This window comes from Pacificibacter sp. (assembly GCF_039769035.1).
Lineage (GTDB): Bacteria > Pseudomonadota > Alphaproteobacteria > Rhodobacterales > Rhodobacteraceae > Celeribacter.
In genome coordinates this window covers 15,501-41,831 of the sequence record NZ_JBDMZG010000007.1, presented here as the reverse complement: position 1 = coordinate 41,831, position 26,331 = coordinate 15,501, and the positions used below count along the sequence as shown (strand labels likewise).

The 26,331-nt window shown below is 53.2% G+C and carries 24 protein-coding genes and 1 tRNA gene; 14 read left to right on the top strand and 11 right to left on the bottom strand.

Annotated features, from left to right (window positions below):
* Positions 1 to 95: 95 nt before the first annotated feature.
* Genes ABF287_RS00545 through ABF287_RS00535 form a run of 3 tightly spaced genes read left to right on the top strand, consistent with a single transcriptional unit; the run spans position 96 to position 4,211 of the window.
* Positions 96 to 1,106: a glycosyltransferase family 2 protein gene (locus ABF287_RS00545; protein ID WP_347183073.1), complete on the top strand. Its 1,011-nt coding sequence runs from the start codon at positions 96 to 98 to the stop codon at positions 1,104 to 1,106.
* Positions 1,103 to 2,800: a beta-1,6-N-acetylglucosaminyltransferase gene (locus tag ABF287_RS00540; RefSeq protein WP_347183072.1), complete on the top strand. Its 1,698-nt coding sequence runs from the start codon at positions 1,103 to 1,105 to the stop codon at positions 2,798 to 2,800. Before ABF287_RS00545 ends, ABF287_RS00540 begins: the two co-directional genes overlap by 4 nt.
* A gap of 1 nt (position 2,801) precedes the next feature.
* The gene (locus ABF287_RS00535) at positions 2,802 to 4,211 is read left to right on the top strand and encodes a nodulation protein NodH (protein ID WP_347183071.1); all 1,410 of its coding nucleotides are present in this window, start codon (positions 2,802 to 2,804) and stop codon (positions 4,209 to 4,211) included.
* Between the two features lie 9 nt (positions 4,212 to 4,220).
* On the opposite strand, the gene ABF287_RS00530 is transcribed toward ABF287_RS00535, so the two are convergent.
* From ABF287_RS00530 to ABF287_RS00495, 8 genes are all read right to left on the bottom strand, one after another.
* On the bottom strand, positions 4,221 to 4,685 hold the full coding sequence (locus ABF287_RS00530) for a PTS sugar transporter subunit IIA (protein WP_347183070.1): 465 nt from the start codon (positions 4,683 to 4,685) through the stop codon (positions 4,221 to 4,223).
* Positions 4,686 to 4,733: 48 nt separating this feature from the next.
* Positions 4,734 to 5,309 carry a ribosome-associated translation inhibitor RaiA gene (gene raiA / locus ABF287_RS00525; protein WP_347183069.1) on the bottom strand — a complete coding sequence of 192 codons (576 nt, stop codon included), beginning with the start codon at positions 5,307 to 5,309 and terminating at the stop codon, positions 4,734 to 4,736.
* A 251-nt stretch (positions 5,310 to 5,560) separates the two neighbouring features.
* A complete protein-coding gene (lptB, locus tag ABF287_RS00520; protein WP_347183068.1) occupies positions 5,561 to 6,298 on the bottom strand; it encodes an LPS export ABC transporter ATP-binding protein in 738 nt (245 codons plus the stop codon).
* Positions 6,298 to 6,792 carry a lipopolysaccharide transport periplasmic protein LptA gene (gene lptA, locus ABF287_RS00515; protein ID WP_347183084.1) on the bottom strand — a complete coding sequence of 165 codons (495 nt, stop codon included), beginning with the start codon at positions 6,790 to 6,792 and terminating at the stop codon, positions 6,298 to 6,300. Before lptA ends, lptB begins: the two co-directional genes overlap by 1 nt.
* Positions 6,793 to 6,820: 28 nt before the next feature.
* Positions 6,821 to 7,420 carry a hypothetical protein gene (locus tag ABF287_RS00510; protein WP_347183067.1) on the bottom strand — a complete coding sequence of 200 codons (600 nt, stop codon included), beginning with the start codon at positions 7,418 to 7,420 and terminating at the stop codon, positions 6,821 to 6,823.
* Between the two features lie 9 nt (positions 7,421 to 7,429).
* Positions 7,430 to 8,392 carry a KpsF/GutQ family sugar-phosphate isomerase gene (locus tag ABF287_RS00505; protein WP_347183066.1) on the bottom strand — a complete coding sequence of 321 codons (963 nt, stop codon included), beginning with the start codon at positions 8,390 to 8,392 and terminating at the stop codon, positions 7,430 to 7,432.
* Between the two features lie 42 nt (positions 8,393 to 8,434).
* Positions 8,435 to 9,046, bottom strand: a complete 612-nt coding sequence (locus ABF287_RS00500) for a ribonuclease H-like domain-containing protein (RefSeq protein WP_347183065.1) — start codon at positions 9,044 to 9,046, stop codon at positions 8,435 to 8,437.
* Between the two features lie 256 nt (positions 9,047 to 9,302).
* A tRNA-Leu gene (locus tag ABF287_RS00495) sits at positions 9,303 to 9,389 on the bottom strand.
* 141 nt (positions 9,390 to 9,530) lie between these two features.
* On the opposite strand from ABF287_RS00495, the gene ABF287_RS00490 reads away from it, so the two are divergent.
* Positions 9,531 to 10,517 (top strand): complex I NDUFA9 subunit family protein, encoded by a 987-nt coding sequence (locus tag ABF287_RS00490; RefSeq protein WP_347183064.1) that lies wholly within the window; start codon positions 9,531 to 9,533, stop codon positions 10,515 to 10,517.
* A 59-nt stretch (positions 10,518 to 10,576) separates the two neighbouring features.
* Here the strand turns inward: ABF287_RS00490 and ABF287_RS00485 are convergent, their stop codons facing one another.
* Positions 10,577 to 11,383: an undecaprenyl-diphosphate phosphatase gene (locus ABF287_RS00485; protein ID WP_347183063.1), complete on the bottom strand. Its 807-nt coding sequence runs from the start codon at positions 11,381 to 11,383 to the stop codon at positions 10,577 to 10,579.
* A gap of 227 nt (positions 11,384 to 11,610) precedes the next feature.
* Between ABF287_RS00485 and ABF287_RS00480 the strand changes: the two genes are divergently transcribed.
* From ABF287_RS00480 to queG, 5 genes are all read left to right on the top strand, one after another.
* Positions 11,611 to 13,044 (top strand): NAD(P)-dependent oxidoreductase, encoded by a 1,434-nt coding sequence (locus ABF287_RS00480; protein WP_347183062.1) that lies wholly within the window; start codon positions 11,611 to 11,613, stop codon positions 13,042 to 13,044.
* Between the two features lie 170 nt (positions 13,045 to 13,214).
* Positions 13,215 to 17,750, top strand: coding sequence for a glutamate synthase large subunit (gene gltB / locus ABF287_RS00475; RefSeq protein ID WP_347183061.1), 4,536 nt, complete (start codon positions 13,215 to 13,217; stop codon positions 17,748 to 17,750).
* A gap of 121 nt (positions 17,751 to 17,871) precedes the next feature.
* Complete coding sequence (mtgA, locus tag ABF287_RS00470) at positions 17,872 to 18,654, top strand: monofunctional biosynthetic peptidoglycan transglycosylase (protein WP_347183060.1); 783 nt, start codon at positions 17,872 to 17,874, stop codon at positions 18,652 to 18,654.
* 51 nt (positions 18,655 to 18,705) lie between these two features.
* A complete protein-coding gene (locus ABF287_RS00465) occupies positions 18,706 to 19,371 on the top strand; it encodes a glutathione S-transferase family protein (RefSeq protein ID WP_347183059.1) in 666 nt (221 codons plus the stop codon).
* A 30-nt stretch (positions 19,372 to 19,401) separates the two neighbouring features.
* On the top strand, positions 19,402 to 20,436 hold the full coding sequence (queG, locus tag ABF287_RS00460) for a tRNA epoxyqueuosine(34) reductase QueG (RefSeq protein ID WP_347183058.1): 1,035 nt from the start codon (positions 19,402 to 19,404) through the stop codon (positions 20,434 to 20,436).
* 13 nt (positions 20,437 to 20,449) lie between these two features.
* Here the strand turns inward: queG and ABF287_RS00455 are convergent, their stop codons facing one another.
* Together ABF287_RS00455 and ABF287_RS00450 are read right to left on the bottom strand one after the other, a co-directional pair.
* Entirely contained in the window at positions 20,450 to 20,893 is a 444-nt protein-coding gene (locus tag ABF287_RS00455; RefSeq protein WP_347183057.1) for a hypothetical protein, read from the bottom strand.
* A 64-nt stretch (positions 20,894 to 20,957) separates the two neighbouring features.
* Positions 20,958 to 21,827: a branched-chain amino acid aminotransferase gene (locus tag ABF287_RS00450; protein ID WP_347183056.1), complete on the bottom strand. Its 870-nt coding sequence runs from the start codon at positions 21,825 to 21,827 to the stop codon at positions 20,958 to 20,960.
* 165 nt (positions 21,828 to 21,992) lie between these two features.
* On the opposite strand from ABF287_RS00450, the gene ABF287_RS00445 reads away from it, so the two are divergent.
* From ABF287_RS00445 to dxs, 5 genes are all read left to right on the top strand, one after another.
* Positions 21,993 to 22,499 (top strand): MarR family transcriptional regulator, encoded by a 507-nt coding sequence (locus tag ABF287_RS00445; RefSeq protein ID WP_347183055.1) that lies wholly within the window; start codon positions 21,993 to 21,995, stop codon positions 22,497 to 22,499.
* On the top strand, positions 22,496 to 23,191 hold the full coding sequence (locus ABF287_RS00440) for a response regulator transcription factor (protein WP_347183054.1): 696 nt from the start codon (positions 22,496 to 22,498) through the stop codon (positions 23,189 to 23,191). The genes ABF287_RS00445 and ABF287_RS00440 overlap by 4 nt, the downstream gene beginning before the upstream one ends.
* Before the next feature lie 87 nt (positions 23,192 to 23,278).
* Positions 23,279 to 23,521 (top strand): exodeoxyribonuclease VII small subunit, encoded by a 243-nt coding sequence (locus tag ABF287_RS00435; RefSeq protein WP_347183053.1) that lies wholly within the window; start codon positions 23,279 to 23,281, stop codon positions 23,519 to 23,521.
* Positions 23,521 to 24,387, top strand: a complete 867-nt coding sequence (locus tag ABF287_RS00430; protein ID WP_347183052.1) for a polyprenyl synthetase family protein — start codon at positions 23,521 to 23,523, stop codon at positions 24,385 to 24,387. The genes ABF287_RS00435 and ABF287_RS00430 overlap by 1 nt, the downstream gene beginning before the upstream one ends.
* Before the next feature lie 15 nt (positions 24,388 to 24,402).
* The gene (gene dxs / locus ABF287_RS00425) at positions 24,403 to 26,331 is read left to right on the top strand and encodes a 1-deoxy-D-xylulose-5-phosphate synthase (RefSeq protein WP_347183051.1); all 1,929 of its coding nucleotides are present in this window, start codon (positions 24,403 to 24,405) and stop codon (positions 26,329 to 26,331) included.

The window sequence follows — 26,331 nt, the reverse complement described above, 5'->3', positions numbered from 1 at the left end:
AGCTGTAGGCCGCTGACACCTGCGGCGCAGCGCTGCGGCTGCTGGTCGGCGATCTCGGGCGGGAACATTGTCGCTATATATGGAATTGGACTGAAGTGCGTCGATTGAAGCAATATCGTTTAAGACTTCGTCGCAAAAGGCGGCTTGTTCAAGCGTTTGCGCAACGTCGCAAACTGCGCAGCATCCAAGACAATACGCATCAAATTGGCAAAGAAGATATTGTGCTGATTTGTACCTTGCGCAATGAGCGCATTCGGCTGCCATATTTTCTAAAGTACTACCGCGACCTTGGTGTGAAGCACTTTCTTTTCGTGGACAATGATAGCGACGATGGCTCGCGCGAGTACTTGACCGGCGAAGATGATATTTCGATTTGGCACACGACAGCGAGCTATCGCGAAGCGCTGTACGGTGTGCACTGGATGAACTGGCTCGCGCGCAAATATTGCCATGATCGCTGGACGTTAACTGTCGATGTCGATGAGTTTTTCACGTATCCATTTTGCGATACACGCCCGCTTTCTGCGCTCACAGATTGGCTTGACTCGTCAGAAATTCGATCATTTTCTGCGATGCTGATTGATATGTATCCCAAGGGCCAAATTGGCGCGCGGTCATATCACGAAGGGCAAGATCCGATGGAAATCACCCAGTGGTTTGACAGCGGAAACTATACGATCAAGCAGAACTACGGCTTGGACAACCTTTGGATTCAAGGTGGCCCACGCGCACGTGCTTTTTTCGAAAACGACCCCGAAAGCGCACCGTCCCTGAACAAAATTCCATTGGTGAAATGGGACAAGGCCTTTGCCTATGTTGAATCGACCCACATGCTTTTGCCGAAACGTCTCAATCGAGTGTATGAGCGAAACGGTGGCGAGCAAATTTCAGGGGCACTTTTGCACACCAAATTCCTTGATACGTTTGTTCAAAAGGCGAAAGAGGAAGCAGATCGTCGGCAGCATTATTCTGACGGTCGAGAGTATGTCGCCTATCACGAGAAGCTAAACGATGATCCGGACCTTTGGTGCAGTGCCTCTGAGAAATACATAAACTGGCGACAGTTGGAGTTGTTGGGCCTAATTTCTAAGGGGAACTGGGTGTGAGCGTTGGCTTTGTCATGTTGGTGCACGAAGGATTTCTTCGGACCGCACAAGTCGCACGGCATCTCGCCAGTCATGGCTGCCCCGTTGTCATCCATGTGGACAAGCGGGTTCCCAATGAGGCGTATCAACCATTTGTCGACGGGCTTGCAGATCTGGAGAATATCAAATTTTCCAAACGGCACAGATGTGAGTGGGGCAAGTGGTCTTTGGTTGCCGCGACGCAAGACGCGAGCGCGCTGATGTTGGACAGCTTTGCGGATGTGCGCCATGTCTATTTGTCGTCGGGGACGTGCTTGCCTTTGCGCCCGATTGAAGATCTTGTTCACTATCTGGATCAACGACCAACGACAGACTTTATCGAAAGTGTCACCACTGAAGATGCAGCATGGACCGTTGGTGGGCTCGATACAGAACGCTTCACGTTGCGGTTTCCGTTTTCGTGGAAGCGGCAGCGCAGGCTGTTTGACCGCTACGTTTCGTTGCAGCGACGCGTGAAATTCAAACGCAAAATTCCAAGCGGCATTGTGCCTCATTTAGGGTCGCAGTGGTGGTGTTTGACGCGCAAAACGTTGTCAGCGATTCTTGAGGACCCGAGCCGCCGGACCTATGACGCATATTTTAAGAGAGTTTGGATTCCCGACGAGGGTTACTTTCAGAGCTTGGTGCGCAAGCATTCGACCAACGTTGAAAGTCGATCTTTGACGCTTTCCAAGTTCGACTATCATGGCAAGCCACACACCTTTTATGACGATCATTTGCAGTTATTGCGGCGCTCAGACTGTTTTGTGGCCCGCAAGATTTGGCGCAACGCAGACCAGTTGTACGACGAATTTTTGAGCGATCGATCTGAGACATCTAAAACGGCAGAACCAAACCCAGGAAAGATTGATCGCATCTTTTCAAAGGCCACTGATCTGCGCGCTGATGGGCGAGACGGTCTATATATGCAAAGCCGTTTTCCTGCGCAGGGCAAGGGTAAGGGCAAAACAAGCGCGCCATATTCCGTTTTCGAAGGCTTTTCTGATCTGTTTCAAGATTTTGATGGATGGCTGTCGCAGCTCATAGACGCACGAATCCACGGCCATCTGTATGCGCCAGATCGCGCCGAGTTTGCTGACGGTCAGGATGTTGTTGCTGGGGGGCTTTCAAGTCACGCAGCCTTACGCGACTACGATCCAAATGGCTTTTTAACCAATCTTATTTGGAACACGCGAGGTGTGCGCCAATGCTTTATGCATGGGCCGCGTGACAATCAAAAGATTGGCAAGTTGATCTCTTCGGATCCCAATGCGCAGATTTCCGTCATATCGGGGGCTTGGGCTGTTACGCTGTTTCGGTCTGCTGATGATTTCTCCAACTTGCGGCGAGAAGCTGCGCGCTTGCAAAGAATTGAGGCGGAACACATCAAGCAATTGCGGGCCCACAATGTAAAAGCACGTGTTCGCATTTGGACGATGGCCGATTTTGTCCAAAACCCCTTGGAGCCCTTGCAGGCGATTGTCGATGATATCGGCTCAGTCAATGTCCGCAGGTTAACGCAGGCCCCCCAAATGCACGACTTGACGGGGTTCAGTCAGTTTCTTCAAACTTTGAAAAACCAAGGCATGAATCCGCACCTTATGGGTGATTTTCCCAGCGAACCCGACGTTGAAAACCTGCTGTCTGAGCGCAAAAAAACCTATTTGGTGAAATGATATGTCCAACCGATTTGACTACTTTGTAATCTTCGCTGAGATGCGCACTGGCTCCAATTTTTTGGAAGAAAACATTAACTCCTACCCTGATCTCATGAGCTGGGGGGAAATTTACAATCCTCACTTTGTCGGCAAGCCACGCAATAAAGATTTTGACGGGATTACTTTGGCTGATCGTGAAGCGGATCCTATGAAAGTGTTGGAGCGGGTCAAAAACAAACTTGGTGGATTGAATGGGTTTCGGTACTTCCATGATCACGAGCCACGGATGTTTAAGACGTTCATTGATGATCCACGATGCGCGAAAGTCATTTTGACGCGTAACCCGTTGGAAAGCTATGTGTCGCGCAAGATTGCTGGGGCAACTGGGCAATGGCGTCTTGGAGACTTAAAGGATGCGCGCAGCGCGCAAATTGAGTTCGATAAAGTCGAATTCGAGATCATGCTGAACGCTGTCAAAGCCTTTCAGATGAAAATCCTACGGGGTCTGCAAACAACGGGGCAAAGTGCGTTCTATGTTGCCTATGAAGACGTTCAGGACATCGACGTCATAAATGGCCTAGCAAAGTTCTTGGGGGCGTCCGAGACGCGTTCAAACATCGTGCGCAAAACCAAGGTGCAAAACCCTGCGGGTCTTGAAGATAAGGTTCTTAACTACGCCGAAATGGAAAAGGCGCTGTCGTCGATCGACCACTTCAACCTGTCGAACACACCGAATTTTGAACCGCGTCGCGGGCCAGCTGTCCCCAACATTGTTGCCGCAAAAAGCGCATCGCTTTTGTATTTACCCGTGCTGGGCGGGCCGGACGAGGCCGTCAAAAACTGGCTTGCAGTACAGGGCAGTGGTGACCTTGGGCTTCTTGATGGCTTCAATCAAAAGACGTTGCGACAATGGAAGCGCAATCACAAAAACCACCGGAGCTTCACTGTCGTTTCTCATCCTGTGGTGCGTCTGCATCGGACGTTCTGTCAATATTTTGCAACTGCGGGCGCGCATGCGTTTGGCGAAATTCGCGAACAACTGCGCACGACTTATAAGGTGCCGCTGCCTATCAACGGGAAAACCGCAACCTTGTCTCAGCACCGTGAGGCCTTCATCAAGTTTGCGCAGTTCGTAAAGGGAAACCTTGGCGGACAAACCTCTATTCGCGTTGATGAAAGCTGGGCGTCGCAATCGGAAGTCATCAACGGCTTTTCGGGCTTTATGTTGCCTGACCATATTTTCCGCGAAGAAGAGTTGGCTGACGCCTTGCCTCAATTGCCCGGTGCCAATGGCGCGAAAGCTGTCTTTGAAGACGTGCCCGACGCGCCTTTTGCGCTGTCGGACATCTACGATGAAGAGGTCGAGCAGGCCGTGCGCGGCGCTTATCAACGCGATTATATGATGTTCGGGTATAAAAGCTGGCGCTAGAGGCCGCTGTTAGGCGGCCTTGATAGAGGGTGCAGAGGTCAAAATCGCGTGCAAAGTTGACGCGTCGGCGTTTGACCGCAGCTTGGTGCATGTATCAGGATTGCGCATTGTCCGAGACACCAAGGCGAGCGCCTTGAGGTGGTCAACGCCAGATTCCGCAGGCGCAAACAGCGCAAATACAAGATCAACAGGCTGCCTGTCCGCAGCGCCAAAGTCTAGTGCGGTATCGATACGCAAAAAGACCCCGACAACGCGGTCCAGGCCATCAATGCGTGCATGTGGCAAGGCAACGCCATGTCCAACGCCAGTTGGTCCAAGGGCTTCGCGTTCTTGCAGGCCATCGATTGCAGCACCTAAGTCGATTCCATAGCATTCGGCAGCGACTTCTCCAAGATCTTGGAAAAGACGCTTTTTGCTAGTCAATTTCCCCAAAACCTTTACGGCTTCAGGGTGCAATAGCTCAGAAAGTTCCATGTGTTTATTTTACCCGCCTCGGCCGTTGCACGAGGCGGGCCAAGATCCTCAATTCGCGTTATTAGGGTCGATCCAGCCGAAATTCCCATCAGGGCGGCGATAGACGACATTCACTCCGGTCTTTCCCTCTTTGTGAAACACCACGACAGGTGCACCAGCAAGTTCCATTTGCATAACAGCCTCACCCACCGACAATGTCGGAATTTGAGATTCCATTTCTGCAATAATCATTGGCTGCAAAGAATCAGGTTCTTGATCCTCTGCATGGTCTGTTGCCGCGAGGATATACGACGAAGCGCCCACAAGTTCAACCGGTTCGGCGCGATGGGAGTGATGGTCCTTCAGGCGGCGCTTATAGCGGCGCAGCTGTTTTTCCATTTTCTCGGCGCAAAGGTCGAACGCGGTGTAAATATCGTGCGTATGAGCGTTGGCTTGCGCCGTGAGGCCCGTCGACAGATGTACGACGGTTTCGCAGTTAAATTCTGCTCCGCTTTTCGAAAAAATCACGGTCGCGCTGGTGGGGCGCTCCGCATATTTTTCGATGACGACGCCCAGCTCAGTTTTGACATGGGTTTGGAGAGCCTCACCAATATCGATCTGTTTGCCGCTAATTTGGTACCGCATAATATCTCCTTTTGTTTATTTAGAGCCATGCACTGCACAGGCGCGCAGTGTCATCACTCTTTTGGATTGTGTGGATTGCGGGTGTTGGATGCACATCAGTTTCATGTGTCCCAATCTTTCGTTTGGGGCGACGTCAGTGTGGTGAAAGCCGAATTCAGCTGAACCACAATCTTTGAAACGACGGTTATGCATCACAGGTATTTGGCTCCACAACAGGGGGTATTGTCAACCACAAGCTGTGAAGAGAGTTATCAAAAACGAAAGTTTTCGCCCAAGTAAACGCGACGGACAGTTTCGTCTTCGACGATCTCGCGTGTGGTGCCGGACATCAAAACTTGGCCGTCGTGCAAAATGTAAGCACGATCAATAATTCCCAATGTTTCCTGTACGTTATGGTCTGTGATCAGCACACCGATGCCACGGTTTTTAAGGTCCGAAACAAGACCGCGAATCTCTCCTACGGCAATAGGATCAACCCCAGCAAAGGGCTCATCCAGCAAGACATAGTAAGGATTTGCTGCGAGACAGCGCGCGATTTCGACGCGACGTCGTTCGCCGCCAGACAGCGCCACAGAGGGCGCGCGGCGCAGGTGAGAGATCGAAAATTCGTTCAACAACTCTTCCAAGCGTTCACGCCGAATCAACGGATCACTCTCGGCAATTTCCAGAATTGCGGTGATATTGTCTTCAACACACAGGCCGCGAAAGATTGACGCCTCTTGCGGAAGGTAGCCAATGCCAAGCTTGGCGCGTCGGTACATGGGCAGAGATGCGATGTTGCGCCCGTCCACAATCACTTCGCCCGCCTCAGGCGTGACCAAGCCAGCGATCGAGTAAAAGCAGGTGGTTTTGCCTGAACCATTGGGTCCGAGCAGCGCCACGACTTCTCCGCGATTGAGATCGAGAGACACGTCTCGGATCACAATGCGTTTGCGATACCCTTTGCGCAGATTTCGAACGCGAAGACCCAGTTCCGGTGTGTCAGACATTATTGCGATCCAGGTTGAAGGATCGTTTTGACGCGTCCGTCGATTTGGCCCGTGCCTGTGGTCAAATCGACCACCATGCGTTCGCCGGATAATGCGTTTTGCCCTTGGGTCAAAATAACGTTGCCTGTCAATGTGATAGACGCGGAACCAATGTCGTAGACGGCGTTCGCGGCCTCGATCGCCTCACTGCCATTGGCAAAGGTGACACCGCCGGATGCGATAAGTTGCGAAATTTCGCTAGAGTCTTTGCCGTACAAAACGTCTACGGTTTGCGCGGACAAGCGCATGGCGCCTTGCCCAATCAACACGTCGCCGCTGAACGTGGCTTTGCCCGTGGCTTGATCCACATTGAGCTGGTCTGAGGTGATTTCAACAGGCAGCGAGCTGTCGTGTTTCAGGCCGCCAAAAGCAATTTGAGTGCCCTGCGCTGAGGCGCTCACACCAGAAAGCGCAAGCGCGATGGCGAAACAGGCCGTGATCGAAATAGATTTGATGTGCTGCACTTTGACCCTCAGAAATTGTCTATGGTTGGTATATCAGTTTAACGCGGTTTTTGAAAACAAGAAGGTAGTCGCCCGTCTCAGGGTCCTGTGCAATTTCCATGGATCCTGCGGAAAGGTCACCCGCTGGGGCGGTGCCCGTCACTGTGCCGGGGCTTTCAATTTTTGAAAAGTTCAATTTTGCCGCAATTCTGTCTGTCTCAAACATGTATCCCGTGGTGGTTTCCACATGAACACCCCCCGACAATTCCGCGATATGACTTGGCCCATCAATGATGGCATCATTGGCAAGCATTGAAATGGCGCTGTCATCCGGCAGTTTGAGGTTCGCGCGAAACTGTCGCGAATTCACCACGTCTTTGCTAAACAAATCGGGCCGCACAGTTTCAGCCGAAATCTCAAGCTCTGCACCGTCGTTTGTCACCGTGGCAAATGTCGGGCCATCAAGGCGTTGCTCGCGCGCTAAGGATTCGAGCTCGACCTGCGCATAGGGAATTTCCGTTGTGGTGTCCGTCTTTCGGGCAAACAAAAACAGCGTCGCCAAAAGCGCAAGGCTGGCGAGCGGCAAAATAACTTTTGCCTGCGCAACGATGCGAGAATGGGGATTGTCAAAGCGTGCCATATGGCCGTCTTACACGATGCCAGCGCGAAGGCAGTCTTGAATCTTTAAAACGCCACAAGGTCGGCCATCTTCGGCGGAATTTCGCACAAACAGGCAGGTGATCGACCGTTCATCCATGCGTGCCAACGCCTTTTCGGCAAGGGCATCGGCCGCAATGGTCATTGGGTCAACGGTCATGACATCGCCAGCAGTCTTTGTCAAAAGCCCGTCGATATTACGCCGCAAGTCGCCGTCGGTGATGATGCCTGTGAGCTGACCATCTGCGCCCAGAACGCCCGCCACGCCAAAGCCTTTTGCGGAAATGACATCCAGTGTCTCGCGCATGGATGTGTCTGCGTGAACCAACGGCATGTCCGTGTTCATCAGGTCGCTCGCTTTCGTCAGGCGTGCACCGAGTTTCCCGCCTGGATGCAACATGCGAAAGTTGTCTGCGGTAAAGCTGCGGTGATCCATCAGCGCAATTGCGATTGCATCGCCGAGTGCCAGCGTCATTGTGGTTGATGTTGTCGGAACGATGCCTTGATCGCATGCCTCTTCGGCTTTCGGCAAAATCAGCGCCACATCGCAGGCGCGCATCAGCGAGCTGTCAGGGTTGGACGCAACGCCGATCATTGGAATTTGAAAACGGCGTGTAAAGGCAATCATATCTGCCAATTCCGGCGTTTCACCTGAGTTGGACAAGATCAAAACGACGTCGTCTTTACCAATCATGCCCAAATCGCCGTGACTGGCTTCTGCAGGGTGCACAAAATGCGCGGGCGTTCCTGTCGATGCCAGTGTCGCGGCGATCTTGCGCGCGATGTGGCCTGATTTTCCCATGCCGGTGACAATCGTGCGGCCCTTGGCCTCTAAGATCAAAGACGTTGCTTCGACGAAATTGCTTCCGAGCGTGTCGGCCAAGGTCACGAGCGCATCGGCTTCTCGGCGGATAACGCGCTGTCCGATACTTAGGAACGTTTGGGATTGTGTCATAGTTATTGTCTTTCGCGGGCTCTGGCGACCGTATGGGTGTAACTAGTGTGAAAAAATGTCGACGTCAGGCCAACCGTTGAGATCCAAAATGGCACGTGTCGGCAAGAAATCAAAACAAGACTGGGCGATCTCCATCCGATCTTCGCGCACCAACATTTCATTCAATCGGTCACGCAATTTGTGCAGATACAGCACATCCGAGGCCGCATAATCGAGTTGCGCTTTGCTGAGGTCACGCGCGCCCCAGTCGCTCATTTGTTGGTATTTTGAGATGTCGACTTTCAACAACTGAACCAGCAGATTTTTCAATCCATGCCTGTCCGTGTAAGTCCGCACGAGTTTTGACGCGATTTTGGTGCAATAAACGGGCTGAGCCACGGTGCCAAAGGCGTGGTACATCGCCGCGATGTCAAAGCGCCCATAGTGGAACAGTTTCAACACATCAGGGTCTGCCAGAAGCTTGCAAAGATTGGGGGCCTCGGTTTGACCACGTGCGATTTGCACCAAATGCGCGTTTCCGTCACCGCTAGAAAGCTGCACCAAGCACAACCGATCCCTATGCGGATTGAGACCCATGGTTTCGCAATCGATGGCCACCATAGAGCCAAGATCAAGATCATCGGGCAGATCGTTTTGGTACAGAAAATTAGCCACAGTCGCCCCTTAATGCACACCAGTGTTTGCACAATGACATAAGCATTTGTCGGGGGGCGGGCAAGGTTGTCAGGGGGTATTGACGAGATTGCCGCACGGATTTGTTTGATGGTTCTATCGCGAAGGTCCAAATACTTTGAACTCATGCCAACATTTGGCGGCGCCAGCTTGTGCGCAGGGGCGTGCTGAGGCGCGCGGGTGAGCGACACACAGAGCCCAATTTTTAAGGGGCTTGATCAATAATGTAGGGGGTATTTGGTGCCCAGGAGAGGACTCGAACCTCCACATCGTTGCCAATACTAGCACCTGAAGCTAGCGCGTCTACCAATTCCGCCACCTGGGCAGGTGTCGTAGACCCGCGATGTAAACAGGACGAAAGGGGCTGTCAACGTAGATTCGATAGTTTTGGAATGCGTTTATAGCGTCTTGTTCATTTGGTCGTGAAAAGCTAAGAAAAACTTAGACAATGGCATTGGAGATGCAGATGACGAAATTGGTCACCATCTATGGCGGCGCTGGCTTTGTGGGTCGGTATATCGCACGTCGTATGGCGAAAGAGGGATGGCGCGTGCGTGTGGCTGTGCGCCGCCCGAACGAATCCCTACATGTAAAACCTTATGGCGCGGTTGGTCAGGTTGAACCTGTCCTGTGCAACATTCGCGATGACGCGTCTGTGCTTGCTGCGATGCAGGGGGCTGATGCGGTTGTGAACTGTGTTGGCGTCTTGACGGAAAAAGGCAAAAATTCCTTTGCGGCGGTTCAGTCCGAAGGTGCTGCGCGCATTGCACGCATCGCAGCAGAGCAGGGTGTGGACACCTTGGTTCACCTGTCAGCCATTGGGGCTGATTTGGCGTCTGAAAGTGAATACGCACAAACCAAAGCGCAGGGCGAAGAGGCGATTTTGGCGTCTTTCCCAAGTGCAGTGATTTTGCGCCCATCGGTGATCTTTGGTGTGGAAGATGATTTCTTCAACCGCTTTGCCGAGATGACGAAATTTGGCCCTGTGTTGCCAATCGTTGGTGGCGAGTCAAAGTTCCAGCCCGTTTATGTCGATGATGTGGCGCAGGCCGCTGCGAAAGCTGTGGTCGGTGATGTGCCTGCTGGCGTTTACGAATTGGGTGGTCCTGAAGTGGAGACGCTCAAAGGTTTGGTTAACAAGATGCTTGGTCTCATTCAGCGCCGTCGTCTTGTTGTGAACTTGCCGAGTTTTGCGGGTGACTTGATGGCCCGCGGATTTGGTCTTGCGCAGGCAATGACGCTAGGCTTGTTCCACAACAGCATTCTGACACGCGATCAAGTCAAGTCCTTGGCGAATGACACGATCGTTGGGTCGGACGCGAAAGGCTTTGCGGATTTGGGCATTACGCCGACAGCAATGGATGCGATTTTGCCAGAGTATCTGTGGGTTTACCGCGATTCTGGTCAATATGCTTCTATCCGCGACAGCGCGAAAAACCTGCCCAACGCATAAGGGTCTATAGGTCAAAAGAAATGGGCGCGCACTGAGATCTCAGGCGCGCCCTTTTTTGTTTATGCGCTGTAGGAAATGATCAACAGGACGGCGCCAAGAATGACGCGGTAAATCACGTAGGGTGTAAAGCTGGCGGAGCGCAAAAGGCGCATCATAAGCGTGAGCGCACCAAGGGCAGAGACGAACGCAAAAATCGCGCCGATGCCTGCGTATTTCATCAGTTCCCAGTTTGCATCGCCGGCGACTTCTGCGCCCAGCAAGATGCCAGAGGCCAAGATTGTTGGGATGGACATCAGCATGGCAATCTTCGCGCCATCTGCGCGCGAGTACCCCAGCGCCCGCGCGCCCGTGATGGTGATGCCTGAGCGGGATGTGCCGGGGATTAATGCGACAGCCTGCCAAAGCCCTAAAATGACGGCGTCTTTCATGGACCAGTCGTCTGAGGTTTTATGCGTGGGGCCTTTTTGGTCGAACCAGTAGAGCACCAAGCCAAACACAAGCATCGTCCAGCCGATGACGCGGATGGAGCGCAAGGCATCAGACAGGCCAGAGACGCTTAGGAAAAGGCCCAAGATGATGACTGGAATGGTCGCGATGAGCAAAAGAAACGCCAGCTTTGATCCGGGCGTGTCGATTTTACCGGTGAGCATTCTAGGGGTGCCAAGCAGGCCGACTTTGATGTCTTTCCAGAAATACGCGATGACGGCGCCCAAGGTGCCGACGTGAACGGCGACGTCGATTGCTTGCCCTTGATCCGAGATTCCCGTGAAATATGGCAATAGAATCAGGTGTCCGGACGATGACACGGGTAAAAATTCGGTAAGGCCTTGTATTAAGGCGACGAGAAGCAAGTAAAACAGACTCATGTGCACATCCAGATGGAATTTTCACAGAATTGATAAACCCTTTTATTCTCAATAAGAAGACGGATTAATAGTCAGCAGTTATGACCTTTAATTTGTGTGAAAAACGCCAAATTGGACACTTTTCGGCAATGTTTTCACATATAGGACAGTACTTATGACTTTTCTTTTTGCGGGGTTCTTTGTAAACACCTATCAAATCATACTCAAACCCACGGAGATATTGTGTCATGGCGAAAGAGCCTATGCTCAAATTTGTGAACGTTGCTCGGGATATGCCCGAAAAACGTGACGCAGGCGACCGTAAGGGCGACTTTTTGGAAATCTACGGTGATTTCATCGCGGACAAAGCCGAAGAGCAAGCGTCACGCTGCTCACAGTGTGGCGTTCCTTATTGTCAGTCCCATTGCCCCCTTCATAACAACATCCCTGACTGGCTGCGCTTGACTGCCAGCGGGCGTTTGAAGGAAGCCTATGAGGTTTCACAAGCCACAAACGCATTCCCAGAAATCTGTGGTCGCATTTGCCCGCAGGATCGTCTGTGTGAAGGCAACTGTGTGATCGAACAGTCTGGTCACGGCACAGTGACCATTGGTGCTGTTGAAAAATACATAACAGACACCGCTTGGGAAAATGGTTGGGTTGAAACCATCAAGCCGCATACCGAGCGTACTGAATCTGTTGGTATCATCGGCTCTGGCCCGGGTGGCGTCGCTGCTGCCGATCGTCTGCGTCGCGCTGGCTTGCAGGTCACCGTATATGAACGCTCCGATCGCGCTGGCGGTTTGCTGACCTACGGCATCCCAAGCTTTAAACTTGAAAAAGATGTGGTCATGCGCCGTATCGATCAACTTAAAGACTCAGGTGTTGAGTTCGTTTTGAATTGCAATGTTGGCGAAGATATTACCTTTGACGCCTTGCGTGAAAAACATGACGCCGTTTTGATTGCCACAGGTGTTTACAAGTCTCGCGATCTGCAAGGTCCGGGTGCTGGTTCTGATGGTATCGTTGCTGCGCTGGACTACCTGACAGCTTCTAACAAAGTCTCTTTCGGTGACACGGTTGCGGAATTTGACAGTGGTGAGCTGAACGCGACTGGCAAAAAAGTCGTTGTCATCGGTGGTGGTGATACGGCGATGGACTGTGTGCGCACAGCGATCCGTCAAGGTGCCACATCTGTTAAATGTCTCTACCGTCGTGACCGTGCCAACATGCCTGGCTCACAGCGCGAAACACAAAACGCCGAAGAAGAAGGTGTGGAATTTGTTTGGCTTGCAGCCCCTAAAGGCTTTGCTGGCGATCCTGTCACCGGCGTTATGGTGCAAAAGATGCGCTTGGGTGCGCCTGATGCCTCTGGCCGTCAGTCCCCTGAAGTGATCGAAGGTGCTGACTACGTTGAGGAAGCGGATCTTGTGATCAAGGCGCTTGGCTTTGAGCCTGAAGAGCTTCCAAAACTTTGGAACGCAGACGGCTTGGAAGTCACACGTTGGGGCACTGTTTTGGCTGATTTCAAAACGCATGAAACAAAGCTTCCGGGCGTCTATGCCTGCGGCGATATTCAGCGTGGTGCGTCTTTGGTTGTTTGGGCAATCCGTGATGGCCGTGAAGCGGCTGACGCGATCGTCGAACAGGTGAACGCCGCCGCAAGCGTTGCAGCCGAGTAAATCTTAACGGATCGCAGGGGAATACAGCAGTCTACACAGCGCCGGTCTTCGACGCTTGATGTCAGAACCGCGTCAGGCCATGTGCCACCCCCGCGATCCACTCCGAAATCTAAATGAGCGATAGCTCTGACCTATAGGTCCAAGGGCCACTCATTTGAAAGGGTTCCGATATGACAAAATATGATGAAAGCTGGGCCGCGCGCGAAGAAGCAAAACGCGAATGGATGGCACAAAACTCTCTCTTCCGCGAAGAAGATGAGCACTCCTCTTGTGGGGTTGGTCTTGTTGTTTCTGTGGATGGCAATAAATCCCGCAAAGTTGTCGAAAACGGCATCGCTGCGCTGAAAGCGATCTGGCACCGTGGTGCTGTTGATGCGGATGGCAAAACTGGCGACGGCGCCGGCATCCACGTGCAAATCCCTGTTCCGTTTTTCTATGATCAGGTGAAGCGCACGGGCCACAACCCACGCCACGACGAAATGATTGCTGTAGGCCAAGTGTTCTTGCCGCGCACAGATTTCGGTGCACAAGAAACATGCCGCACAATCATCGAATCCGAAGTTTTGCGCATGGGCTACTACATCTACGGCTGGCGCCATGTGCCAGTAAGTGTTGAGTGCTTGGGTGAAAAAGCCAACGCGACACGCCCTGAGATCGAGCAAATCTTGATCTCAAACTCCAAAGGCGTGGACGAAGAAACATTCGAGCGTGAACTCTATGTGATCCGCCGCCGCATCGAAAAAGCCGCTTTGGCTGCCGGCGCGCAGTCTTTGTACATTTGTTCGCTGTCATGCCGGTCTATCATCTACAAAGGTATGATGCTGGCCGAGCAGGTTGCCGAATTCTACCCTGACTTGATGGACGAGCGTTTTGAATCTGCATTTGCGATTTACCACCAGCGCTACTCCACCAACACCTTCCCACAGTGGTGGCTTGCACAGCCATTCCGCATGTTGGCCCACAACGGTGAAATCAACACCTTTAAAGGCAACATGAACTGGATGAAGTCCCACGAGATTCGGATGGCGTCTGGTACATTTGGTGACACATCTGAAGACATCAAACCGATCATCCCACAAGGCGCATCTGACTCTGCGGCTTTGGATGCTGTGTTTGAGGTTTTGGTTCGCGCTGGGCGCTCTGCGCCTATGGCGAAAACAATGCTTGTTCCAGAAGCATGGTCGCAACAAGCGGTTGAACTGCCACAATCTTGGCGTGACATGTATTCCTATGTGAACTCTGTCATGGAGCCATGGGATGGTCCTGCTGCTTTGGCGATGACCGATGGTCGTTGGGTGTGTGCGGGTCTTGACCGCAACGGCTTGCGCCCTATGCGTTATGTCGTCACTGGCGACGGTCTTGTGATTGCGGGTTCTGAAGTGGGCATGGTGCCGACAGATGAAGCGACAGTCGTTGAAAAAGGCGCGCTTGGTCCGGGTCAAATGTTGGCTGTCGATATGAAAGACGGCAAACTGTACCACGACACTGAAATGAAAGATCGCCTGTCTGCGGCGCAGCCGTTTGGCGAATGGGTTGGCAAGATCAATGATCTTGAAGACACGCTTTCTGGCATCGAAGAAAACGCAATCTTCTCTGGCGCTGAACTGAAGCAGCGCCAGATTGCAGCGGGCTATTCAATCGAAGAGCTTGAGCAAATTCTTGCGCCTATGGCGGAAGATGGCAAAGAAACTTTGGCCTCAATGGGCGATGATACACCATCGGCTGTTTTGTCTAAAAAGTACCGTCCGCTCAGCCACTTCTTCCGTCAGAACTTCTCTCAGGTGACAAACCCGCCCATCGATTCCTTGCGCGAATACCGCGTGATGTCGTTGAAAACGCGTTTTGGTAACTTGAAAAATGTGTTGGACGAAAGCAGCTCGCAAACAGCGATTTTGGTGCTCGACAGCCCCTTTGTTGGCAATGCGCAATTTGAAGCTTTGAAAGAAAGCTTCAATTCACCGATGACTGAAATCGACTGTACCTTCCCTGTGGATGGTGGCGATACAGCATTGCGTGAAAACCTTGATCGTGTGCGTGCAGAAGCTGAAGAGGCTGTGCGTTCCGGTGGTGGTCACATCGTTTTGACCGACCAAGGCCAAGGCCCTGACCGCGTTGCGATGCCAATGATTTTGGCGACATCCGCTGTTCACAGCTGGCTGACACGCAAAGGTTTGCGGACGTTCTGTTCTTTGGGTGTGCGCTCTGCTGAGTGTATTGACCCACACTACTTTGCCGTTTTGATCGGCTGTGGTGCGACCATCGTAAACGCATACTTGGCTGAAGATTCACTTGCAGACCGTATTGAACGCGGCCTGTTGAACTGTACGCTGACAGAAGCTGTTGCGCGTTATCGCTCTGCTGTGGATGCTGGCTTGCTGAAAATCATGGCCAAGATGGGTATCTCTGTGATCTCGTCTTACCGTGGTGGTCTCAACTTTGAAGCTGTGGGTCTGTCGCGCGCGATGTGTGCCGAATTCTTCCCAGGCATGCAGTCACGCATCTCCGGTATCGGTGTCGGCGGCATTCAAAAGAAACTTGTCGAAGTGCACGCGCAAGGCTTCCTTGGCGGCAATACTTTGCCAATCGGTGGCTTCTACAAAGCACGTAAATCTGGCGAAACCCACGCGTGGGAAGCGCAGTCGATGCACATGTTGCAATCGGCCTGTGATCGCGCGTCTTACGAGATGTGGAAACAGTATTCAGCCAAGATGCAGTCCAACCCGCCCATTCACTTGCGCGATCTTTTGGACGTCAAATCTTTGGGCAAAGCTGTGCCAATCGAAGAAGTTGAATCCATCACAGCGATCCGCAAACGCTTTGTGACACCGGGCATGTCTTTGGGGGCTTTGTCTCCTGAATCACACCGCACGCTGTCCATCGCGATGAACCGCATTGGTGCGAAATCTGACTCTGGTGAAGGCGGCGAAAGCCCTGATGACTTTACGCCAGAACCAAACGGCGATAACGCTTCTGCGAAAATCAAGCAGGTCGCATCTGGCCGGTTTGGTGTGACCGCTGAGTATCTTTTGGCTTGTGAAGAGCTTGAGATCAAAGTGGCGCAGGGCGCGAAACCAGGTGAAGGCGGCCAGCTGCCCGGCATGAAGGTTACAGACCTGATCGCCAAGCTGCGTCACTCAACCAAAGGCGTGACATTGATTTCGCCACCGCCGCACCACGATATCTATTCCATCGAAGACCTCGCGCAGTTGATCTACGATCTCAAGCAGATCAACCCGCGTTGTAAAGTCACTGTTAAGCTCGTGGCTTCTTCCGGTGTGGGTACGATTGCTGCGGGTGTTGCCAAAGCGAAAGCGGATATCATTTTGATCTCTGGCCACAACGGCGGCACAGGTGCGTCCCCTGCAACCTCGATCAAATTCGCGGGTCTGCCATGGGAAATGGGTCTCACTGAAGCGCATCAGGTTCTGTCTATGAACAACCTGCGCGAACGTGTGACTTTGCGTACCGATGGTGGTCTGCGTACAGGTCGTGACATTGTGATGGCTGCGATGCTCGGTGCCGAAGAATACGGTATCGGTACTGCTGCTTTGATCGCGATGGGCTGTATCATGGTCCGTCAATGTCAGTCCAACACATGCCCTGTTGGCGTGTGTACGCAAGACGAAGATCTACGCGAAAAGTTCACAGGCAATGCGGATAAAGTGGTCAACTTGATCACCTTCTATGCGCAAGAAGTGCGTGAAATCCTCGCGTCTATCGGCGCGCGTTCTTTGGACGAAATCATTGGCCGTGCTGATCTTTTGACGCAGGTGTCACGTGGCTCCGCACACTTGGACGACCTTGATCTCAACCCGCTTTTGATCACTGTCGATGGCGCAGAACGCATCGTTTACGATCGCTCTAAGCCACGCAATGCTGTGCCTGACACTCTGGACGCGCAGATCGTTTCCGACGCTGCACGCTTCTTGAAAGACGGCGAGAAAATGCAACTGTCATACGCTGTGCAGAACACGCACCGCACCATTGGCACGCGCACATCGAGCCACATCGTGCAAAACTTTGGGATGCGCAACGACCTGCAAGATGACCACCTGACTGTGAAACTCACAGGCTCCGCGGGTCAATCTTTGGGTGCCTTCGCAGCCCCTGGTTTGAAGATCGAAGTGTCCGGCGATGCCAACGACTATGTTGGTAAGGGTCTGTCTGGCGGTACTGTTGTGGTGCGTCCTCCGATGCATTCACCGCTGAAAGCGTCCGAGAACACCATCATCGGCAACACTGTCTTGTACGGTGCGACAGATGGCTACCTCTTCGCAGCAGGCCGCGCAGGCGAACGTTTCGCAGTGCGTAACTCTGGCGCGAAAGTCGTGATTGAAGGCTGTGGCTCCAGCGGGTGTGAATACATGACCGGTGGTATCGCGGTGATCCTCGGCTCAATCGGCGCAAACTTCGGTGCCGGTATGACCGGTGGCATGGCGTACCTCTACGACCCAGAAGGCTCCGCGTTCCAGCTTATGAACCACGAAACACTGGTGACGTGCCCTGTCACAGTTGATCATTGGGAAAACGAGCTCAAGTCACTGATCGAGCGCCACGTGCGCGAGACAGGGTCTGTGAAAGGCGCAGAGATTCTTTCCAACTGGGAGGCAGAAAAAGCGAACTTCTTGCAAGTCTGCCCGAAAGAAATGCTGGTCCACATCAAAGCACCTCTGTCTTTGGAAAAAGGCGCTATTCCAGCGGAATAAGCCTCAAAGACCCCTGAACTCCAAAAGCCTCCAAGAAATTGGGGGCTTTTTCTATGTCTAAACCGGCTCGTTTTTTGCGCGACGTCTTGACCTGACCCGTCAGACCATGAATCACTGCAGTATGGCCAAAGCACCCACCAAATCCAAAGCCACCAAGCGCACCCCGTCCAAGGCGAAAAAAACCACAAAACCAGCGGCTATGCCAAAGGCGACTGCTGAGGTGCCTCAGGAAAGTTTCTTTGCGCGCCAGCGTCGGCGTTTTTTTAAGGTCTTGTTGGCTGTGGTTGCCCTCAGCGTGGCTTGGATTTTGGCCTATTCCGTCGTTCCCGTCTTCACGACGCCCTATATGATTGCCGAAGGCCGCAAGACCGGTGGCGTTGATTACCAATGGGTGGCGCTCGAAGATGTGGCTCCGGTTTTGGCGCGATCCGTGGTGGCCGCTGAGGATGCGAATTTTTGCGAACATTGGGGGTTTGATCTGGTGGCGATCAAGGCCGCGATCAACGAAGGGGCTGGACGCGGTGCCTCCACCATTTCACAGCAGGTGGTTAAGAACACGTTTCTGTGGCATGGCCATTCGTGGCCACGCAAGGCGCTGGAAGCATTGGTGACACCCGTTGTTGAACTGACGTGGAGCAAGCGCAGAATTGTTGAGGTTTATCTCAATATTGCCGAATTTGACGAAGGTGTGTTTGGCGCAGAGGCGGCGGCTTACCGCTATTTTGGCGTTGGTCCTGAGGATCTGACAGCGTTGCAAGCCGCGCAACTGGCCGCTGTTTTGCCGTCACCTAAACTGCGTGATGCTGGCAACCCAAGTGCTTTCGTGCGCCGTCGTGCCGCCCAAATTATGGATGGCGCAGCGACAATTCGAGCGGATGGGCGCTCAGACTGTTTCGAGGATTGAACTGGCGGTGCTTTCGCGGCACTTAGAACCAAAATTAAAGAGTAGTGAAATATGATCCGACTTTTCCATGTCCCCCTGTCCCCGTTCTGCCGCAAAGTCCGTTTGAGCCTTGCGGAAAAGAAACTTGAGGTTGAGCTCGTTGAAGAACGCTACTGGGAACGTGATCCGGACTTTTTGCGCCGCAACCCTGCTGGCAAAGTGCCCATTTTGCGCATCGACGACATGATTTTGTCCGAAAGTGCTGCGATTTGCGAATACATCGAAGAAAAATACCCGACCCCGTCTTTGATGCCGCGCGATCCAGAAGGGCGGTTTGAAGTTCGTCGTTTGGTGTCATGGTTCGACGACAAATTTCACCACGAAGTAACATCGAATCTGTTGTACGAACGGGTGAACCGCAAGCTGACGAAAACGGGGTATCCTGATTCCAAGAATGTGAAAGCGGGCGCTAAGGCGATCAAATACCACCTCGATTACATGACGTGGCTGTTGGACCGACGCCGTTGGTTGGCTGGCGATGTGATGACCTTGGCAGACTTTGCGGCGGCGGCCCATTTGTCATCGCTTGATTATATTTCGGATGTGGATTGGAATAGGTCGGCCGTTGTCAAAGACTGGTACGCCAAAATCAAATCGCGCCCAGCATTTCGGTCGCTTCTGGCCGATAATGTCTCTGGGTTTATCCCTGCGGCACATTATTCCGATCTGGATTTTTAAGCGCGACAAACCCGAAAAGGGGGCCATCAGTTGGCCGGATTGAGCAAAGAAATACTGCGCGAGCACGCCCTGTCCGAAGGGTTTTCTCAGGTTGGGTTTGCCCGTCCTGATCTTCCGGACGCGATGGCGCGCTTGCAGCAGTTTGTCGACATGGAACGCCACGGGCAAATGTCGTGGATGGCGGAGCGCATGGCGTGGCGTGGTGATCCAACTGCGTTATGGCCTGAGGCGAAATCCGTGATCATGTTGGCCGAAAGCTATACGCCGGACGACGACCCGATGGAGGCCGTGGCGCGCACCGAAACTGGTGCGATTTCGGTCTATGCGCGCAATCGTGATTATCATGACATCGTTAAAAAGCGCCTGAAACGGGTTGGGCGTTGGATGATTGAACAGGCCGGCTCTGACACGGAGATCAAGGTCTTTGTGGACACTGCGCCGGTGATGGAAAAGCCTTTGGGGGCCAAGGCAGGACTGGGGTGGCAGGGCAAGCACACCAATCTTGTGGGTCGCAATTTGGGCAGTTGGTTCTTTTTGGGGGCGATCTTTACGACGCTTGATTTTGAACCTGATGCGGCCGAAGTGGATCACTGCGGGTCCTGCACGTCCTGTTTGACGGCATGTCCCACGGATGCTTTCCCCGCGCCCTATCAGATCGACGCGCGCAAGTGCATTTCGTATCTGACGATTGAGCACCACGGCCCTGTTGATGTCGCATTGCGCCCTCTTTTGGGGAATCGCATCTATGGCTGTGACGACTGTCTTGCCGCTTGTCCGTGGAATAAATTCGCGGTGGAAGCGGCGGACATTCGGTATCATGCGCGGGCTGATTTGGTGTCGCCACCGTTGGCAGAACTCGCAGCCTTGGACGATGCGGCCTTTCGCAGTCGATTTTCCGGTTCGCCCATAAAGCGGATTGGGCGCAATCGATTTGTGCGTAACGTGTTGTATGCAATCGGAAATTCTGGAGACGTGGCGTTGCGTGAATCTGTGTCACCGCTGCTGACGGATGCGGATGAAACAGTCGCAGAGGCGGCACATTGGGCTATGGCGCGTTTATCGTGAACGGCCGCGCAGCCTAATTGTCTGCGTCGCTGGCGTTGTGCGACTGTGCCATGCGCTGAGCGCGCACGGCCGCTTTGACACCTGCTGCAGCGTTTGCAATTGGGTAAGGCCCAATGCGGCTTGCCCCAACAATATACGTCACCGTGATGTCAGAACTGTTTGGCTTTGACAAAAAATCGACGCGCAAATCGGTGCCGAGGCGGTCAAACGTTGTTTTCAACGCCTCGGAATAGTCGCGCTGTGAAGATTGAGGGGACGCACCTGCACCGATTGTGACCTCGGCAATTACGGTGCCGGATTGGCTTTCCAAGTCGGCATTGATCAACTTTTCAGTGGTGATGCCAAGGGGCCGAAAATGCGGGTTTTTGGTAATGTAATAGGCTGCCAAGGCAATCACGGCAGGCAGCACAATCAGGCCGACAACCGAACCAACGATAATGGTATCTTCGCGTGCCATTGTGTCTCTCCGCTCTGTCTCACGTATGAGACCTAGCAGGAGACACTTTCGCTTTTCTTAATATTTAGCGACGCACGAGCTGTTCGTATGATTCAGCGATGTCGCGGGTCAATTCGCCCACTTCAAATGTGAAATCACCGATCTGACCAACTGGCGTTACTTCGGCGGCGGTACCGGTCAGCCAGCACTGTTCAAAGCCGTCGAGTTCTTCTGGCATGATCACGCGCTCATGCACGGTGATGCCTTTGTCTTTCAGCATTTGAATGATGGTTTGGCGGGTGATGCCGTTCAAGATTGCGTCTGGAATTGGCGTGTGCACTTCGCCGTTTTTGACGAAAAAGATGTTTGCGCCAGTCGCTTCGGCCACATAACCGCGGTAGTCCATGAACAATGCGTCAGAGCAGCCTTTGGCTTCGGCTGCGTGTTTTGACATGGTGCAAATCATGTACAGGCCAGCGGCTTTGGCAGCTGTTGGAATGGTCTCAGGGGATGGGCGTTTCCATTTTGCGATATCCAATTTCGCGCCCTGCATTTTGGCGTCACCGTAGTAGGCGCCCCATTCCCAAGCAGCGACGGCCATGCGCACGGGGTTTTTGTTGGACGCAACACCCATATCTTCGCCTGCGCCGCGCCACGCGACGACGCGAATGTAGGCATCGGTCCAGCCGTTGGCTTCGAGCACGGCGTATTTCGCGGCTTCGATTTCTTCGACAGTGTATGGGATAGGCATGTCCAGAAGTTCGCCAGATTTGATCAGGCGTTCGGAGTGCTCAACTGATTTGAAAATTTTGCCGTTGTAGCAGCGCTCGCCTTCAAACACGGAAGAGGCGTAGTGCATTGCGTGTGTGAGGATGTGGACCTGTGCATCGCGCCAATCGACAAGAGCGCCATCCATCCAAATTTTACCGTCGCGATCTTCGAATGAACCGGCCATTTTCTATTCCCTATCGTTGAACAATTTGCAAATGTTGCGCATGGACAGCGTGCCTATGACATTATCGTACGCAAAACCTGAAATGCGCTAACAATTGACGCTTGGAATGTCAATGTGGCTGACTTAAAATGCATTGAGATTACATAAATTGTGAATGGGATCATCATGGCTGAAGGCACGAGCACACGTCGCGGCGAAAGCCTTTTGTTTTTGACAGATGAACAGCTGCGCAAGGGCATTGAAGCGATGTTTTTTGCCTACCGCGGCTTCACGGCTGACCCTGACCGTATTTTGGAAAAGCATGGCTACGGGCGGGCGCATCATCGCGCGGTGCACTTTATCAATCGCGCGCCCGGCACGACCGTGAACGCTTTGCTTGGTGTGCTTGGCGTGACCAAGCAGTCGCTTAATCGGGTGTTGCGTGCCTTAATCGAAGATGAGCTGGTGGAAAGTCGCGTGGGTCTGAAAGACAAGCGTGAACGGCACCTGTATTTGACGCCCAAAGGCAAGGTACTTGAGGCGGAATTGTCTGAGGCACAGCGGGTTCGTATGCGCAGCGCGTTTAGCAAAGCTGGACCTGACGCTGTTGCAGGCTTTAAAGAAGTGTTAGAAGCAATGATGGATGCTGACCAGCAGGCCTATTTTAATGCTTTAGAGGAGCAGAATTTGTGAGCGACATACACCTTCTCATTGTTGATGACGATGAACGTATTCGCCAGCTTCTGCAGAAGTTTTTGATTCGAAGCGGGTTTTGCGTCACGGCAGCACGGGATGCCGCGCATGCGCGCAGGTTGCTGGCGGGTCTTGAGTTCGATTTGATCGTGATGGACGTGATGATGCCAGACGAAGATGGCGTCACATTCACGCGCAGTTTGCGTCAAACCTTGAGCACGCCCATTTTGTTGCTGACCGCCAAAGGTGAAACCGACGACCGGATTTCTGGCCTTGAGGCGGGGGCAGATGACTATTTGGCGAAGCCTTTTGAGCCCAAAGAATTGTTGCTGCGGATCAATGCAATTTTGCGCCGTGTTCCACAGGTGGAAGAGGTCGCAGCGCTGCCCAAATACCTGCACTTGGGGCGGTTCCGCTATGATATCGAGCGCGGCGAGTTGTGGGAGGGCGATCAGATCGTGCGCCTCACACAGACCGAAGCACAGCTCATGCGCATTTTTTCGGCCACGCCAAGCGTGTCTGTGTCTCGTGGTGAATTGGTGTCGCGTTTGGGGCGTGATGGCGGACAAGCCCAAGAGCGCGCTGTCGATGTGCAAATCACACGCCTGAGACGCAAGTTTGAAGCTGACCCCCGCCAACCGCGGTTTTTGCAGACGGTACGCGGCGCTGGCTATATGCTGAGCCCTGAGTAAAAAACTATAGCTTGAAGGCCGATACGGAACTGGCCAACAGGTAAGGATCACCTATATACGGTGATCAACCTTTCTGGAGATGTCGACATGACGCAAACGACTGTATCTGAAATGAGCTTTGAGGCTGCGATGGCTGAGCTTGATCAAGTTGTTGCAAAGCTTGAACGTGGCGAAGTGCCATTGGAAGACAGCATTAATTTGTATCAACGCGGTGCTGAGCTGAAGGCGCATTGCGAAGCCAAGCTCAAAGAAGCGACTGAAAAAGTTGAAAAAATATCTGTTGGTTCAGATGGGAAACCTGCTGGCGCGCAACCTGTTGAAGGCCTCTAATGCAAACTGAAATCGACCGGTGTCGCACGCTGGTACAAACTTGTTTCGATGGTGTTTTGTCGTCGCAAGGGCAGTCGCCCGTTGAATTGGGCATGCGCTATGCATTGAACGGTGGCAAACGTCTGCGTGCTTTGCTTGTTGTCGAAAGTGCGGCGCTGCACGGCATTGATCCCAAGCAATCTGTATGGTCCGCAGCGGCGATTGAAGCGATGCATGCCTACAGTTTGGTGCATGATGACCTGCCATGCATGGACGACGACGATTTGCGGCGTGGCCAGCCTACGGTTCACAAGAAATGGGATGAAGCCACGGCGGTGCTTGTTGGCGACGCGCTTCAAACCTTGTCGTTCGAGCTGTTGTCACGGGTTGAGGCTGCACCTTCAAGCCAGATTAGAATTGATTTGATCAGCTCCTTGGCGCGCGCCTCTGGTGCCCGTGGAATGGTGTTGGGTCAAGCGCAAGACATTGCGGCCGAAACGGCTGAAACCCCACTTGATTTGAATGAAATCACAGAGCTTCAAGCCAACAAAACTGGCGCGCTAATTGAATGGTCTGCGGCGGCTGGTGCTGTTTTGGGCAAAGCTGACCCGCTGCCTTTGACGCAATATGCCCGCGCGCTGGGCCTTGCATTTCAAATTCACGATGACGTTTTGGACGTGATTGGCGATGCTGACAAAACCGGCAAAGCGGTGGGCAAAGATCGCGATGCGGGCAAGGCGACTTTCGTGTCTTTGCTGGGTTTAGAGGCCGCGCAAAAGCGTGCCGAAGACTTGGTGAATGAGGCATGTGAGGCAATAAGCCCTTACGGAAATCGAGCAGAAACCTTGCGTGATATCGCACGTTTCGTTATTTCCCGCGAAACCTAAGAAAGATAACGCGCCATGTCCGATCTTCCTGACACGCCAACGCTTGATCGCATTTCGACCCCTGCGGATCTCAAAGTCTTGTCCGACACGGAGCTGAAACGCTTGGCAGGTGAGTTGCGCGCTGAAACCATTTCGGCTGTGTCTGAGACGGGCGGGCACTTGGGCGCGGGGCTTGGCGTTGTTGAGTTGACCGTGGCGCTGCACGCGGTGTTTGACACCCCTAAAGATCGTTTGATCTGGGATGTGTCGCACCAATGCTACCCGCATAAAATTCTAACGGGCCGTCGTGATCGTATTCGCACCTTGCGCCAAAAGGACGGCTTGTCTGGGTTCACCAAACGCTCTGAAAGCCCTTACGACCCCTTTGGAGCTGCGCACAGTTCCACCTCGATTTCAGCCGCGCTTGGCTTTTCTGTCGCGCGCGATCTTGGCGGTGCGCCTGATCCTGCGTTGGGTGATGGCATTGCTGTCATCGGCGATGGATCGATGTCTGCGGGCATGGCCTTTGAGGCGATGAACAACGCGGGTCATTTGGGCAAGCGTCTGTTTGTGATTTTGAACGACAATGAGATGTCGATTGCGGAACCAGTTGGCGCGCTGTCCAGCTATTTGTCGCGCCTTTACGCGGGTGAGCCGTTCCAAGAACTCAAAGCCGCGGCAAAAGGTGCGGTGTCTTTGTTGCCGCCGCCGTTCCAAGAGGGCGCGAAGCGGGCCAAAGAAATGCTCAAGGGTATGACTGTTGGCGGCACGATGTTCGAAGAGCTCGGCTTTTCCTATGTTGGCCCGATTGATGGCCACGACATGGATCAATTGCTGTCTGTTTTGCGCACGGTTAAAACCCGCGCCACTGGCCCCGTTTTGATCCACGCGATCACGAAAAAGGGCAAAGGCTACGCGCCTGCGGAACGCGCTATCGACAAAGGGCACGCGACTGGGAAGTTTGATGTCCTGACGGGCAAACAGCAAAAAGCCACCCCAAACGCACCGTCTTACACTTCTGTTTTTGCCAAAGCCTTGCTGGCTGAGGCCGCCGCAGACGACAAAATTTGTGCTGTGACAGCTGCGATGCCAGACGGCACGGGACTTAATCTCTTTGCAGAACGCTACGGATCACGCTGCTTTGATGTTGGCATTGCCGAACAACACGGCGTGACATTTTCTGCTGGTCTGGCTGCAGGCGGGATGAAGCCGTTTTGCGCGATGTATTCAACCTTCTTGCAGCGCGGCTATGACCAAGTGGTGCACGATGTTGCGATCCAGCGCTTGCCGGTTCGTTTTGCCATTGATCGCGCCGGTTTGGTCGGCGCGGATGGCGCAACGCATGCGGGGTCTTTTGACACAGCCTTTTTGGCAAACTTGCCAGGGTTTGTGGTCATGGCCGCGGCTGATGAGGCGGAGCTGATGCATATGGTTGCCACAGCGGCAGCGCATGATGAAGGCCCGATTGCCTTTAGATACCCACGCGGCGAAGGCGTTGGCGTGGAGCTTCCTGAACGCGGCACGCCCCTTGAAATTGGCAAAGGGCGCATTGTTCAAAACGGTGCACGTGTTGCGATCTTGTCCTTTGGGACGCGCCTTGATGCGGTTAAAACGGCTTGTGAAAGTCTGGCGCAAAAGGGCATCAAGCCGACCATCGCAGATGCGCGTTTTGCCAAGCCTTTGGACCATGATCTCATTCGCGAACTGGCGGCGAACCACGAAGCCTTGATCACCATTGAAGAAGGTGCCATCGGCGGGTTCGGGTCACATGTTGCCGATTTCCTTGCGAACGAAGGCGTTTTTGATACGGGCCTTAAGTTCAGATCGATGGTGCTGCCTGACACGTTTATTGATCAGTCCAGCCCTGAAGATATGTACGCCACAGCAGGTCTGAACGCCGCTGACATCGAAGCCAAAGTTCTTCATGTTTTAGGTGTCGAAACAATCGCAGCGCACCGCGCCTGA